This window comes from Fusibacter sp. A1 (assembly GCF_004125825.1).
Classification (GTDB): Bacteria; Bacillota; Clostridia; order Peptostreptococcales; family Acidaminobacteraceae; genus QQWI01.
Genome location: NZ_QQWI01000003.1, coordinates 16758 through 31556 on the forward strand (window position 1 = coordinate 16758; position 14799 = coordinate 31556).

The 14799-nt window shown below is 44.4% G+C and carries 15 protein-coding genes and 1 tRNA gene; all 16 read right to left on the minus strand.

Annotated features, from left to right (window positions below):
- Positions 1 to 28: 28 nt before the first annotated feature.
- A complete protein-coding gene (locus DWB64_RS04095; RefSeq protein WP_129486928.1) occupies positions 29 to 1201 on the minus strand; it encodes an NADP-dependent malic enzyme in 1173 nt (390 codons plus the stop codon).
- Between the two features lies 1 nt (position 1202).
- Positions 1203 to 1763 carry a Fe-S-containing hydro-lyase gene (locus tag DWB64_RS04100; RefSeq protein WP_129486929.1) on the minus strand — a complete coding sequence of 187 codons (561 nt, stop codon included), beginning with the start codon at positions 1761 to 1763 and terminating at the stop codon, positions 1203 to 1205.
- Between the two features lie 9 nt (positions 1764 to 1772).
- Positions 1773 to 2615: a fumarate hydratase gene (locus tag DWB64_RS04105; protein ID WP_129486930.1), complete on the minus strand. Its 843-nt coding sequence runs from the start codon at positions 2613 to 2615 to the stop codon at positions 1773 to 1775.
- Between the two features lie 321 nt (positions 2616 to 2936).
- On the minus strand, positions 2937 to 3332 hold the full coding sequence (locus DWB64_RS04110) for a thioesterase family protein (RefSeq protein ID WP_129486931.1): 396 nt from the start codon (positions 3330 to 3332) through the stop codon (positions 2937 to 2939).
- A 114-nt stretch (positions 3333 to 3446) separates the two neighbouring features.
- Complete coding sequence (ftsH, locus tag DWB64_RS04115; RefSeq protein ID WP_129486932.1) at positions 3447 to 5489, minus strand: ATP-dependent zinc metalloprotease FtsH; 2043 nt, start codon at positions 5487 to 5489, stop codon at positions 3447 to 3449.
- Positions 5490 to 5589: 100 nt separating this feature from the next.
- Positions 5590 to 6972: a tRNA lysidine(34) synthetase TilS gene (tilS, locus tag DWB64_RS04120; RefSeq protein ID WP_129486933.1), complete on the minus strand. Its 1383-nt coding sequence runs from the start codon at positions 6970 to 6972 to the stop codon at positions 5590 to 5592.
- Positions 6969 to 7808 carry a GNAT family N-acetyltransferase gene (locus DWB64_RS04125; RefSeq protein WP_164980224.1) on the minus strand — a complete coding sequence of 280 codons (840 nt, stop codon included), beginning with the start codon at positions 7806 to 7808 and terminating at the stop codon, positions 6969 to 6971. Before DWB64_RS04125 ends, tilS begins: the two co-directional genes overlap by 4 nt.
- 95 nt (positions 7809 to 7903) lie before the next feature.
- Positions 7904 to 7980: transfer RNA gene (locus DWB64_RS04130), tRNA-Met, on the minus strand.
- Positions 7981 to 8007: 27 nt separating this feature from the next.
- Entirely contained in the window at positions 8008 to 8934 is a 927-nt protein-coding gene (locus tag DWB64_RS04135) for a Ppx/GppA phosphatase family protein (protein ID WP_129486935.1), read from the minus strand.
- A 50-nt stretch (positions 8935 to 8984) separates the two neighbouring features.
- Positions 8985 to 9443, minus strand: a complete 459-nt coding sequence (locus tag DWB64_RS04140) for a S1 RNA-binding domain-containing protein (protein WP_129486936.1) — start codon at positions 9441 to 9443, stop codon at positions 8985 to 8987.
- Between the two features lie 14 nt (positions 9444 to 9457).
- The gene (locus DWB64_RS04145; RefSeq protein WP_164980225.1) at positions 9458 to 9757 is read right to left on the minus strand and encodes a septum formation initiator family protein; all 300 of its coding nucleotides are present in this window, start codon (positions 9755 to 9757) and stop codon (positions 9458 to 9460) included.
- 63 nt (positions 9758 to 9820) lie between these two features.
- Positions 9821 to 10063, minus strand: a complete 243-nt coding sequence (locus tag DWB64_RS04150; RefSeq protein ID WP_129486938.1) for an RNA-binding S4 domain-containing protein — start codon at positions 10061 to 10063, stop codon at positions 9821 to 9823.
- 173 nt (positions 10064 to 10236) lie between these two features.
- A complete protein-coding gene (locus DWB64_RS04155) occupies positions 10237 to 10515 on the minus strand; it encodes an HU family DNA-binding protein (RefSeq protein ID WP_129486939.1) in 279 nt (92 codons plus the stop codon).
- 114 nt (positions 10516 to 10629) lie between these two features.
- Entirely contained in the window at positions 10630 to 12072 is a 1443-nt protein-coding gene (gene mazG, locus DWB64_RS04160) for a nucleoside triphosphate pyrophosphohydrolase (protein ID WP_129486940.1), read from the minus strand.
- A gap of 9 nt (positions 12073 to 12081) precedes the next feature.
- Entirely contained in the window at positions 12082 to 13665 is a 1584-nt protein-coding gene (locus DWB64_RS04165) for a polysaccharide biosynthesis protein (protein WP_164980226.1), read from the minus strand.
- Between the two features lie 140 nt (positions 13666 to 13805).
- Positions 13806 to 14795, minus strand: a complete 990-nt coding sequence (locus DWB64_RS04170) for a peptidylprolyl isomerase (RefSeq protein ID WP_129486942.1) — start codon at positions 14793 to 14795, stop codon at positions 13806 to 13808.
- Positions 14796 to 14799 lie beyond the last annotated feature (4 nt).

The window sequence follows — 14799 nt, forward strand, 5'->3', positions numbered from 1 at the left end:
CAATGTGTCTGATGATGTGCAATATCTTTTATACGCGTGCGACGCCGGATTTGCGTGCCGCTTCTTTTACAGCTTCAGAAACATTTTGTGCAATGCGGGTATCAAACGCCTTGGGTAGAATATACTCAGGAGTTATCTCGTCATCGCCGATTGTTTCTGCAATAGCATAAGCTGCTGCTATTTTCATTGATTCGTTGATGTCGCTTGCACGGACATCAAGTGCTCCTCTGAAGATTCCAGGGAAAGCAAGTACGTTGTTCACCTGATTCGGAAAATCGCTTCTTCCAGTCCCGACCACAAGCGCTCCGGCTTTGATTGCCAGCTCAGGCATGATTTCTGGGATAGGGTTGGCCATCGCAAATACCACAGCATCCTTGTTCATAGATGCGATCATTTCTTCAGTGACCACATTCGGGGCAGATACTCCGATAAAGACATCCTTACCCTTAAGTGCGTCACAAAGCGTTCCGCTCTCGTCGTTCTTGTTCGTGATATCAAGCATCAGACGCTGCTCGCTGTTGATGCTTTGCATGTCTTTTGTCAGTATCCCCTGCTTGCCGCAAAGCACCACATTCTTGATGCCCAGCTGAATTAGTAGTTTGGCAATGGCGATTCCCGCAGATCCTGGTCCGTTGATCACAGCCTCGATATCGGAGAAAGCTTGCTTTTTAAGTTTCAGCGCATTGATCAGACCGGCGGCCACGACAATGGCGGTACCGTGCTGGTCATCATGGAATACGGGAATATCCAATTTGGATTTGAGTTGTCTTTCAATTTCAAAACATCTGGGAGCCGCGATATCCTCAAGATTTATCCCGCCGAATCCAGGAGCGATCAGTTCAACCGTTCTAACGATCTCGTCCACGGATTTAGTGTTCAATACGATAGGAAACGCATCCACATTCGCAAAGTTCTTAAAGAGAACCGCCTTACCTTCCATTACCGGAAGCGAGGCTTCGGGACCGATATCGCCAAGTCCAAGCACCGCCGTTCCGTCACTTACGACAGCCACCATATTGCCCTTGACGGTATATTTATAGACATCGTCCCTATTCTCATGGATTCTTCTGCATGGCTCTGCGACACCTGGAGTATATGCGATGGATAGATCATCCTTGTTTTCCACACTGACCTTGCTGACGACTTCCAGTTTACCTTTATGTTTCTCATGTAGTTCGATTGATAGCCTATTGTAATCCATCTTATACCTCCACGGCGTACTTTGCTCTTTCGGTTTCATATAGGTTGTTGCCTTTGGAGTCGATTACGACGACTGCCGGAAAATCAACCACTTCAAGTCTTCTGATAGCTTCTGGTCCTAAATCTTCATAACATACGATTGTGCTATTTTTAATCGTGCTTGCAATCAGTGCGCCCGCACCGCCGATAGCGGCAAAATAGACTGCTCCATATTTTTTCATTCCTTCGATGACGACACTGTTTCTAGCGCCTTTTCCGATCATTCCGGTTAGACCCTGCTCGAAAAGCGGTACTGTCAGACCGTCCATCCTGTAGCTGGTCGTCGGACCTGCCGATCCGATCACGTTTCCGGGTTTTGCTGGTGATGGACCGACATAATAGATGATCTGGTCCTTTATGTCAAATGGAAGTGCCTCGCCTTGTGAAAGCGCCTCATTCAATCTGATGTGGGCGGCATCTCTTCCTGTATAGATGATTCCTGTTATTTTAACCGTATCTCCCGCTCTAAGTTTTGACACCTTATCTCTTGTTAAAGGGGTTTCAAGTCTGATATCTTCACTCATGACAGCCTCCTATAAGATAACTTCGTCGTGTCTTGCCGCATGGCAGTTGATATTGACAACAACCGGTAGTCCGGCGATATGCGTAGGGTAGGCTTCCACATGTACCGCGATGCACGTCGTCTTTCCGCCTAAGCCTTGGGGACCGATTCCCAGCGCGTTCACCTTGGTAAGCAATAGGGTTTCGAGCTCTTGATAATAGTCGTCCCCGTGCACCGACCCTATCTCCCGTGTCAATGCGTGTTTGGCTATCTGCGCCGCCTTGTCGAGCGTTCCGCCGATTCCGACACCGACAACTATCGGAGGGCATGGATTTGGTCCTGCTAGTGAAACGGTTTTTAGCACAAAATCGATGACGCCGTCAACACCGTCTGCCGGCTTAAGCATCTTTGATCTGGACATGTTTTCACTGCCGAACCCCTTAGGAGCGAATACGATCTTTAGCCTATCGCCGTCCACAAGATCTAAATGTATGACCGCAGGCGTATTGTCGCCCGTGTTTTTTCTTCTTAAAGGATCTGCTACGACCGACTTTCTTAAAAATCCCTTCGTATACCCCTGTCTGACCCCTTCATTGACCGCATCAACAAGAAGGCCTCCTTCAATCATCAGTGACTGGCCTAGTTCGATAAAAAACACTGCCATCCCAGTATCCTGACACATAGGGACTTCGTTTTCGCTGGCCATGTTCGCATTCAAGATGATATCTTCAAGTATTCCTACACCAATCGGTGATTCCTCTTTGTTTTTCATCTCGATGAGTCTTTGTTTTACATCATCAGGTAAATGAAAATTAGCTTCCATACACATTTTTGCAACCGCGTTTGTAATCTGATCGACATGGATTGTTCTCACGTGACTTCCTCCTGTATTTCGTCTTCCTGTTTATTCTAACAGATGAACATTCCAGTTGACTAGCCTTCATTTAAATGGCTAATAAAACTTAATATATCCTTTGAATGAAGCGCAATGTTCGTGTTTTTGCTTTTCCACACTAAAAAAGCACAGCAATAAATCTGCCGTGCCGTAAGAACAATACCGAAAAGTGATGATGAATCACCAAGTGAGTTCAGACAAGTGCCCGTAGTCAGATAACTCTGAAAACGTTTCTGTCGTAATTGTAACATATTCTTAACTGCCTGCCAATACTTTAACAATATAACTTTTCAGAGTATATTACTTTCCTTTGTTTTCAGCGCTTTGAACAAACTTTTCGAATGGTATGATATATCTTTCATGGGTTCCTTCACCAATTAAGTCTAATTCATCAAAGGCCTTAAGGCTGAAAGTAAGCTTTTTACCATCAATTTTTATCAGTTCGGCCTCTGCCCACACCTTCATACCCACAGGCGTCGCAGCCAAATGCTTTACATCCAGATGGATACCTACTGTCGCATACCCCTCAGGCAAATCCGAATCAACCGCCTTAAGGGCGGCGTTTTCCATAAGTCCAATCATCATTGGTGTCGCAAACACCCTCACTTCACCGCTTCCGAACGCTGCGGCGGTGTCATTCTCACCTACGATGCGTTCCACCTTTGCACATTGACCTATCTTCAATTTCAGTTCCATTTAGGCACCTCTTTCTTTAACTGTCGGAAGAATTATTCGATTTCTTCCGTTAGCTTAACACAGGTAAAAAAGTTTAACAAATAAAAAAAGCGGATCAATTTGATCCGCTTCAATTTATTTCTCGGTTTTTTCGATTTTAGCCTCGTCTTCAACTTTAGTCTCTTTTGGGACTTCAGCATCCTCTTCGGCTTTTGTCATGTCATCGATTGTCGCTTCAAAAGTAACTTCATCTTTTGTCTGCGCTTCAACCAATTCCTTTTTCTCAAGAGAAATCTCTTCACTTTCAGGTTGAACAAACAAGGTATTGGCCATTTTGCCTTTGTTGGCTTCCCTGATTGCAGTAACGGCTTCGCTACCGGATTCATATGCGGCTTCGAACTCTTCCCCATTGATTGTTTCAAACTCCAGAAGCGCTTCCGCGATCCTGTGAAGCTTGTCCATATTCTCTTCAAGTAGAGTAAGTGCCTTTTCATATGCCGTGTCCACGATGGCGCTGACTTCCCTATCGATTTCAGCCTGTACACGATCTGAGAAGTTTTTCATCTGTCCCATGTCGCGGCCGATGAAGACTTCTTCTTCCGAGCCATAAGACATTTGAGATAAGTTGTCACTCATCGCATATTTCGTAACCATCGCTTTTGCGATTTGTGTCACTCGATGAAGATCGTTCGACGCACCGGTTGAGATATCATGAAGCACTAATTTTTCTGCGATCCTACCACCTAGAAGTACGATCAGTTCATTTTCCATCTGACCCTTTGTACGATAACTTCTATCCTCTGTAGGAAGCTGAAGCGTAAATCCGCCTGCGCGTCCTCTTGGGATGATCGTTACCTGATGTACAGGATCCGTGTTTGGCATCAATTTGGCAAGTACGGCATGGCCCGCTTCATGGAAAGCGGTAAGCCTGCGCTCTTTTGGATTGACGACTCTACTTTTCTTCTCGACACCGGCGATCAGTTTAGTAGTCGCTTGTTCGATCGTGTCCATTGTGATTTTCTTATGATTATATCTGGCGGACAAAATCGCCGCTTCATTTAGGACGTTTTCAAGGTCTGCAGGTGTGAAACCCGGTGTTCCTCTTGCAACCACTTTAAAGTCCACAAGTTCGGACATGGGTTTGTTTTTAGCATGAACCAGTAGGATTTCCTCACGGGCTTTGATGTCTGGCAGTCCTACAGTGATCTCCCTGTCGAAACGGCCTGGTCTTAAAAGCGCCGGATCTAGGATATCAGGACGGTTCGTCGCCGCAATAATGATGATTCCTTCATTTTCTCCAAAGCCGTCCATCTCGACAAGCAATTGGTTAAGCGTCTGTTCACGTTCATCATGGCCGCCGCCTAAGCCTGCGCCACGTTTACGACCTACAGCATCGATTTCATCGATAAAGATAATGCAAGGTGAGTTCTTTTTGGCGTTCTCAAACATGTCACGTACACGAGAGGCACCGACACCTACGAACATTTCTACAAAATCAGAACCCGAAATATTAAAGAAGGGTACCCCCGCTTCACCGGCAACCGCTTTTGTAAGGTAGGTCTTTCCTGTACCAGGAGGGCCCACCATCAGGATTCCTTTAGGAATTCTGGCACCCAAGTCGATGTATTTTCTTGGAGCCTTCAAGAAGTCTACGATTTCTTGCATTTCTTCTTTTTCTTCTTTAAGTCCCGCTACATCATCAAAGCAGATTTTCTTTTGGTCTTCGTCTTTGTGCAGCTTAGCACGCGACTTGCCGAATGACATGACCTTGTTGCCTCCACCTTGTGAGTTCTGCATGAACAAGAACCAGAATACGACAAAGATCAGTACCATGAAGATCATCGGTAAAAGGTCTAGGATGAAAGGTCTGGCCTGAGGCGCATCGCCATCAAGCAGTAGATCCGTATTTAAGATCTTGTTATAAAGCTCTTGACCGACCGCTTCTTCAAGTGTGGTCGGCACATAGGATGTAAACGCGCTACCTGAATCTAAAACACCTTGAATCTTATTGCTCTCAATCTTAATGGATTTGACATTATCCGATTCTAGATGCTTGATGACATCAGAAATCGCCAATTCCGTTGTAGTTTCCGTCTTTTCAGAAAAGAAGCTAACCACTAATAAGATCACCAGGAATATGACAATATATACCGTGGCTCCCTTAAAAAACTTCCTCATATTTATCCTCCTCGAATTGCTAAAATTCATAATATACGTGTTGTAAGAAATACTTCTGCACTTTGGAAATCCTTTATATTCTATCACACTTAAAAAGGGCTCACAACGATTGGATGGTAATCCTCACAAAATCACCTGTTTTTTTTTGACTTTGCGCATAAATCGATTTTCTTCTTCCTACCACCCAAAGCACTTCATCACTGCTAGCTATAAGCGGTACAGATGCTTTCTCATCTGCTGAGAGTTTTAAATCGATTAATAATTTTTTTACACTTTTACTGCTTCCACCCATACCTGCCAGTCGTATTTTATCTTTTTCACGTCTGGTTCTGATCAGGATACCTTCCTCAAAGACTGAGCGCTCTATGACCATTTCATTCGCATTTGAGGCGCCGGCTTCGTCCACGCTTTCTACGACAATCCGAAGTCCCCAGTCTTGCAGCTCATGCGTGCCCATACTTAAGCGTTTATCCGCTTTCAGACCGAGCTGATCGAACCGGGACTCGAGCATGAACTTGACATAGTTTCCTCGATGTTCGAAACGAATTCCATGAAAATTCATCACAGAACCGGTTCTCCCCGCTTCAATCCAATCGACAAGGGCGTCGATATGCGATTTAAGCACGTTCTTCACATGACCGTTCTCAAAGTCAAAAATATGTCTTAGCACTCTTCTTTGAATCGCTTTTGATTCACTTAGGAACATCTCCCTATCAACATAGTGATGTTCGTCCTTTGTTGTCACCAGCTTAGCATAGGCCTCGCCGGTAATCCGGTCAAGCACGGAGACATCCTCAACGACAAGTTGACTCAACTGATTAAGATGAGCGACTATTTGTGGGTCATAATCCCTTTTAAGGAGCGGTAGCAGCTCTGTTCTGATTTTATTTCTTGAAAACCTTGTATCCGAATTGCTTTTATCTTCTCTATACGGTACTTTGTTTCTGATCGCATATTCGAGTAGTTCAAACTTAGTGAGGTTTAACAGCGGTCTGATCTTAACTCCGCTCTTGTACCTGATACCTTTAAGTCCATCAAGTCCTGATCCTCTGAAGAGGTGCATCAAGACTGTTTCGGCCTGATCATCCATATGATGTGCTGTTGCCAAATGGGTATACCCCTCTGTTTTGGCCAGCGCATCGAACAAAGAATATCTTATGGACCTTGCCATCTCCTCAAAGCCTTTGCCTTGAGCACTCGCGATTTTTTCTATCGGCCTTCTGTAGCTGTAACAGGGAATTTGATTTTCCTTGCAGTAGTCCTTCACAAGCACCGCATCGCCGATGGCTTCGTCACCGCGGTACATATGGTCCAGGTGGCAAACTCCGATTGTAAAACCGCTGCTTGGGCTCAACACCTGAAGCATGTCGAGCAAAACCATGGAATCCGCTCCACCACTCACCGCAATCAGAATTTTGTCACCTGGTTCAACCTGACAGTTTTCTTTAAGAACCTCTAGAACTTCATCGATTGAACTTCTCATAATGGCTCACCACTCAGTTCATAAACAAACGTATCCCGATTCACATCACCTTCTGAAGAGAATCCCTCTTTCTTAAGAGCGTGGATGATCTGTTCATCATCGCTCATGATATGGATCCCTTCACGGTGCGAAAGAAGCGCCTTATCGATGGCAAATGCGACAATTTCTTTCAGATGACCTGTACTGAACACGACCAAAGATAAGATATTGTCTTTGGCATGTTGAGTCGTCAAAACGAAATAATCTCCTTCGATATGATAAAGGTCCCCCCTTGACTGACATTCGGCAAGTATGGATGCTGACACACCCTTAAATACCCAGTCCATGCCAATCATTCCACAACCTAGCCCCTTCTCTTTCAAATAGGCCAGACATGCTGAAGCATCACCTTTTATGATTTCTACTGTAGGCCTGTATCCGCTTGCTTTATCCGAGATATCACAGTATAAGGCTAAAAACTCGCCTATCCGTATGAATCCCATTTGCTCGATGATGGGGATGCTGTGGTTCAAATAATAGGTCGACAATCTTATTTTGACAGGTTTGAGTTTCTTCAACGACTCAAGCTGCGCTCTTGCAATCATTTTTCCGATGCCTAGCTGCCTGGCTTCCTTCGCGACCCTCAAACCTTCCAACCAGTAGATTCCATCGCCAAGATGAGTAGTGCGGGCAAGTGCTACAGCGCGACCTTCATGCTCCGCTACAAGCAACTCGCCTTCCTCATCACTGAGCCAGTGGTCGATCACATGATGAATGTAATCGTAACCGTCCCAGGTATCCTTCGTAAATGCAAGGATTGCGTCCTTATCCGTTTGTTTTGCGAATCTGATCTTCATAAGCATGCCTCCACTTTAGCACCTGAATATGAATACGATATGAATAAATTTAAAAAAGCCTTGTTGCAGGCAACAAGGCTTTTACTTTAAAGATATGGTAGCGGCGAGTGGACTCGAACCACCGACCTCTCGGGTATGAACCGAACGCTCTAGCCAACTAAGCTACGCCGCCGAATACCTTTAGTAGTATACACGAGCCTTAATTACATGTCAACAACTCTTTGAAAATTGCTCCCTCAAGATTATCATAATCACTGACCGCAACCTCCTCGATGGATAGCTTTTGCATGATCTCATCCATGACGGTCGCTCCAGCTGCGATGATGTCGGCACGTTTTGGCATTAGTCCCGTCATCAGAAGCTTCTCATCCAAACTTGCCCGTATAAGCCTGTCTGCGAGTCCGCTGATCGTCCTTCTCGAAAGCTTATGATTTTGAATTCTATCGGCATCGTACTCATCCATCTTCAAGTCCATCGCTCCTAGTGTCGTTATCGTGCCACCGATTCCGATGCATGCACCGATTTCAAACTTTCCAAGTTCCTCCATGATGCTATCTATCCCCCTGTCCACATCCGTCCTGACAGGTTCGAACTCGACTTGACCGCTTTCGTGTTTAAGGGCATGTCTGTCGGTCATCCTCACCGCTCCGATGTCCAAGCTGTGTGCGAACAGAACCTTTCCGTCACGGGTTCCGACAATCAGTTCTGTCGAACCTCCGCCGATATCGACAACCAAGAACGTATTCGCATCCGATCCCGCTCCGAGGGCGACACCCATAAAGCCTAAATTCGCTTCTTCGACCCCTGTGATCACTTGAATATCAAATCCGGTCTCTAGCTTGACCAGGTTTACAAACTCGATTCGATTCGAGGCGTCTCTTACAGCGCTGGTCGCAAAAACAGGACAAGTGGTCAGGCCGTTTTCAAGAAGGATGCCTTTATACGCCTTTAACGCATTCACGGTATCCGTCATCCTTTTACCGTCAAGGGCTTTGGTCGCGTCGACATCTTTTCCTATCCTTGTCATTTCAAGCTTCTTTTCTTTCCAAACAATCTTATCACCACTTAGTTCGCATAGCAGTAACCTCACTGAGTTTGTTCCAATATCGATTGCGGCTTTTATCATCCTTGACTCCTTAATATACAGAAAATCCGAAGCTTCAGCTTCGGATGTTTTTACTCTCTACCACTTTGATGCCCGTTTCCTCGTCTTGACTTAGAGGACTTCTTTACCCCTTTTAGATTATCATCACTTGTTTTGATGAACTGGGACAACATGGATTCAAAGTCATTGCCTCTTCCCTTTGGTCGCTCATAACTGTCCTTTGAACGATCCGCATGATACTCTGTTTTAACTTTTTCGGAAGGTTTTTTTTGACTTGGAGTCTTTAACGGATCGGGTTGAGCTTGTGCTTCTTTGATGGATACGCTCATCTTGCCTTTATCAAATGAGATCACCTTAACGGTAACTTCATCTCCAACAGAAAGATGGTCTTCAACTGATTTGACATAGCTGGCACTAACTTCTGAAATATGACATAATCCGGTCTCTCCGGATTTGAGCTGAACAAATGCACCAAATTTAGTAATGCTGACTACCTTACCTTTTACAATCTCACCAACGGCCGTTGCCACAATGCCCCTCCTTCTTACTCGGGTTTTTCTTTAATAATATATTGGATTTCATCTTTTTTTATCATTTGAAGCCGTTCTCTTGCATACTCTTCTATCGCTTCGTCGGAACCGAGCGCGTCTACTTGAACACGCAGCTCTTCCACTTCAGCGCTTAATGTGGCTTTCACCTCTTCATAATGCTTCTGGTCGTATGCCATCTCCTTCAACTTGATTTCCTGATTCGTCCACACAAGCAGGCAAAGCACCGCAATGATAAGAACGCCCAAAAAAACAAAGCGGTTTCTTCTGATGATTCTCAATTTTTTTTTAGCCATCATATCACTTCCCATATAACTTATCGGTAACTTGGCCTTAAAATTTATAGCTGACTTTCAAATTTATTGCAATTGTTTATACATTTCAAGAGCTTCCTCTTTTTTTACGTGTTCACTTAAGCTCAATACTTCATATTTACTTGTACGGTTTCCAAACGTAATTGTGATGATGTCGCCCAACTTAACCACATGACCTGCTTTAGCCACCATATCATTAACCATGATACGCCCCTGATCGCAGGCATCCTTGGCAATCGTGCGCCTTTTTATGATCCTTGAGGTTTTTAAATATTTATCCAATCGCATAATCTCTTCCTCTTAACTTTCTAGTCGAGTAAAAGACATAAGTTCAATCATATCTTTTCTCAGTTAATAACAATCCAATTATACAACAAGATGCCAGTTCACACCACTGACTATCTGCCTATAGTTATTTTCCCCAAAGAAAAAAGCAGCTGGTTGGCTGCTTTTATGTAATATTATGCGTTTACTAATTCTTTAAGAGCTTTACCTGCTTTGAATACAGGAGCCTTTGAAGCTGGGATGTCAATAACTTGCTCAGGATTTCTTGGGTTTCTGCCTTTTCTTGACTTTCTTTCTCTTACGTCAAAAGTACCAAAACCTACTAATTGAACTTTCTCGTCTTTTGCAAGCGCCTCTTCTACAGAGTTCATGAATGCGTTAAGAGCAAGTTCTGCGTCTTTTTTAGTAAGACCTGATTTTTCTGCAATGCTAGTTACCAATTCGGCTTTATTCACAATAGTACCTCCTTAAAGTATTTAAAATGCATGAATAGCAATAATCGCTATCTACATATTAGCTTGAAATATCAGTGTTTTTCAAGTCTTTTTTACAATTTCTTTAGAAAATTTTCACTTTTTTGCCCGTTCCCATGCTTTTTCGAGCATTTCCAAGTCAGAATTTTCCATTTTTCGCCCTAAGCTAGTGAATTCCGCCTCTACGCGAGAAAATCGATCGATGAATTTGTCAGTCGCCTGATGAAGACATAATTCGACATCCACCTGTAATTTCCTTGCAATATTGACAACTGTGAATAATAAATCGCCGGTCTCTTCCGCTATCCCATCGCTGGATTCATTTTTAAGCGCTTCTTTGAGTTCGTCGATCTCCTCATGCAGTTTTTTGAACACTGGATCAAGTTCCTTCCAATCGAATCCTGCTTTTGAAGCTTTATGTTGAACCTTGTAGCTTCTAAAAAGTGCCGGCAGGCTCTTACCGAACTTCATCATCGTATCGGTGACCGTCTCATGTTTGTTTTCTTCTTTTTTTATCGCTTCCCAGTTGTCTAATACCTCTTCACTGTTAAGAGCTGTGATCTCACCAAACACATGAGGATGTCTCGAAACCATCTTTTCACAGATTCCATCAAGTACCTCAGCCATGGCGAAATCGCCGTTTTCACGACCGATTTGAGCATGGAAAACGATTTGTAGCAAGAGATCTCCCAGTTCTTCCTCAAGTGCGAAAAGATCACCCGAGACGATCGCTTCTGCGACTTCATAAGCTTCTTCTAAAACATAGGGAGTCAACGTCACATGAGTCTGTTCCCTATCCCATGGGCAACCGTTCTCGCTTCTCAGGAGCTTCATGATTCTGACAAGATCATCATAGGACGCCCTTTTAGTCGCCTTGTTTTTCAAGACAACTACAGAAGTCAGGTGGTCATATCCCTGATATCTGTCGAGCTCATAAAGTGGAAGGTGGACAATTTCTTCAAGTTCAGGAATGCCTACAGCCTTGAGGACGACCACAGGGTGGTCATCCATGTACATTTCAGACAGCCAAATCTTGAGCTCTGAAGCGACAATAGCGTCATAACACTGTATGCAGACCATCGCATCATCATTGGCGGCATACGCCTGGTCAAGCTTTAGACAGTCGACAATCCGCATTCCATCAACAGGATCGACTCCAAGCCTTGTGATGATCGCATCCAAAAAGCTGGTCCCGTGGACCACGCGAATCATGTCTGCGCCGTATTCGCTCATCAGAAGCTGAACTGTTTTTTCAGCCACAAAGGGATTGCCTGGTATGGCATACGTGATATCCGATATTTTCAACTTTTCGAGTATATCGTTCTTTATTCCCTGGTAGACCTCATCGAATTCTTCCGACGTCTCATAGAGGTAATCATAACTTTCAAAGGAGACACCCATCTCTTTAAGGGAGTCGATCACCGGATGTTTATCCGTTCTCAGGTAGACGACTTGACTCTCCTTTAACACCTGCATGGCTTCCATCGTCAAATAATTCAGATGCCCAGGCCCTAATCCCACTATGGTAAGTTTGTTCATGATTTTCTCCTATCTGACGAGCTTTTTCAAAATGCGCTTACCTGGTAAAAATGCCAGGTCATCCGCATCCAACGCTTTTATGACGAACAACATCACTCCATAAACCACGACACCTGCGACAACGCTCAGTGCTGTAGAAGTGACATTTCCAAATTTTACTATTAGAAGTATATAACCGAAATGCACCGCCACACCCATGACAATCGATGCGATAACAGGCTTTGCGATGGTATGGGTGATAGAGAATTTCGGTTTGATTTCCTTAAATACAGCCATGACATTCAAAACCACAGCTACAGAGAAGGCGAGAATCGTAGACAATCCGGCTCCTAGAATATTGATTGAAGGAATCCCTACAAGAACATAACACGCGACAATCTTAAAGGCCGCACCGATCATCAGATTCCTCGCAGGGGCATGTTGTTTACCTATACCTTGCAGGATACCAGTCGTCGCTTGGAACAAGGATAAGGCTATCAGACTCAGGCTCACCACCTTCAGCACGTTTGGAGCAAACTGCACCACACCGTCAAGGTTCGGCCATAAGAGGCTTAGGATAGGTCCTGAGAGTACAAATAGACCGATCGCCGATGGAACACCAAGCAGAAGCGCCACCTTCATTCCGGTTTTCACCGTATTCTCAAGACCTATTCTGTCATTGACAGCCTTTAGTGCGGACACCGCCGGCAATAGGCTCACCTGAATCGCAGTAAACAGGATCTGAGGGAAGTTGACAAGGGATGCTGCATAGAAGGCGTGATAACTATAGAATGACTTGGCAGTTTCACCATACCCGATGTCCTGCAGCCTATTGATGATGATAAAGGTGTCTATCATGTTGACAAGAGGCATTACAGAAGCACCTATCGTTATTGGAATCGCAAGGAAGATCACCCGCTTTATCACCGCTTTGTTGTCTCTTAATCTACCGGCTTTCACTTTAGGAATATTGTTCTTTTTTCTAAAGTTGCGATAATAGAAAAACAGCAGGATGGTTCCCAAGATGGCACCGAACGTGGCAGCGAAGGTCGCTCCGGCAGCTGCAAACTCAGCACCGTACGGAATCAGCACGATCGCAAGCACAAGACCTGTAGCAACCCGTCCTATCTGTTCGATGATTTGAGAAAGTCCAAATGGCGTAAGGTTGTGATGCCCCTGGAAATACCCACGATAAGAGGACATATAAGACACGAAAAACAGTGCGATCGCAATCGCCTGCATCGAATAGACCGCTCTTTCATTGCCCGAAACCGAGGTAAGCACAGGAGCCAGGAAGAAGAGTATCGTCATTGTGCTAAGACCGATAAGCGTCATCACACGCCTCATGAGTCCAAACAGCTTCTCAGCTTCAATGATCTCTCCTCTGGCTTCATGTTCAGAAACCAGTTTTGCGATCGCCGCCGGAAAACCGGCCGATGAAACGACAAGCAGCCAATTGTAGTATGGATAGACAGACGCCACGTAGCTGGATCCTTCTTCACCCAATATGTTGCCAAGCGGCACCTTGTAGAAAGCACCGAGAATTTTTACGATGATACCTGCAACACCAAAAATCAGCGCCGCATTTACGAATGATTTATTTTTTTGACTCATGATTTTCCTCATTTTATACTCTATCGAAATTAAGTTCCACAGTACATACAATAATACACCAATTCGATATTGAAAGAAAGGTCTACTAAAAAGTAAAGAGCCAAGTGTTTTCACACCTGACTCCCAAACAACTGATCCGATTACTGCCCGATTAATTCATCATGTCTTTCAATGGTCGCAGCTTCCATCAGTTCAGCAACCTTCTCGTGGTATGCCGCTTCAATTTTAGCCTCCATCAGATTTTGACGGATCGCGTTGATTTCTTCTTCGCTCACTTCGTTCGCTCTCATGTCGGCGATTGTCTGACGATTGTCGACTTTGATGATGTGGAATCCGAACTGGCTTTCAACAGGTTCTGAAACAACACCGACCTCAAGCTCGAATGCCGCATCTTCAAATGCAGGAACCATCTCTCCACGCATAAAGAATCCAAGATCACCACCAAGCGCTCCGCTTCCTGTATCTGTCGAAACTTCAGCAGCGATCACTTCAAAGGCTTCTCCAGATTTGATTCTTGCGATCACCGCATCAGCTTCTTCAAGCGTAGCCACCAATATGTGTCTTGCGCTCACTCTTGCAACCATCGCCTCAAAGGTTTCATCATCGATGCTGTCTGTCTCGTTGACAGACGCCTCTAGGATTTCAACAAATCTAGATGCATATAGTGAACTCTCGATCTGAGACTTGATAAACGCCTCGTCGATACCGTTCTCTTTATAAAACGCAGCTTGTTCTACGTTGTCTTTCATTTCAGCATCGTAGTATTTCTGATAGGCGTCTTCAATTTCAGCGACTTCGATCGCCTGGTCAAGTGACTTCACATACTCGTATTTAAGTACGTCTAAAATCATATTGTTCATAATTTCAACTTTGATCAGTTCGCCAAGCGCTTTTCCGTTATATTCTTGTGAAAGTGCGTCTTCACCGTAAATTTCAATGTAGTTTCTTTTGACGATCGCGTAAGTTTTTTCAAAAGCCTCTAGTGTGATTTCTTCACCATCGACTACAGCTAAGATATTTCCTACCTCATCCTTATTTGTCGCATTTACATCATTTGCCTTGTCCTGACTGCATCCTGCCATCATTAGAACAAAGACCAAAATTAATACTACTGCTACTGAACGTTTCATTTTC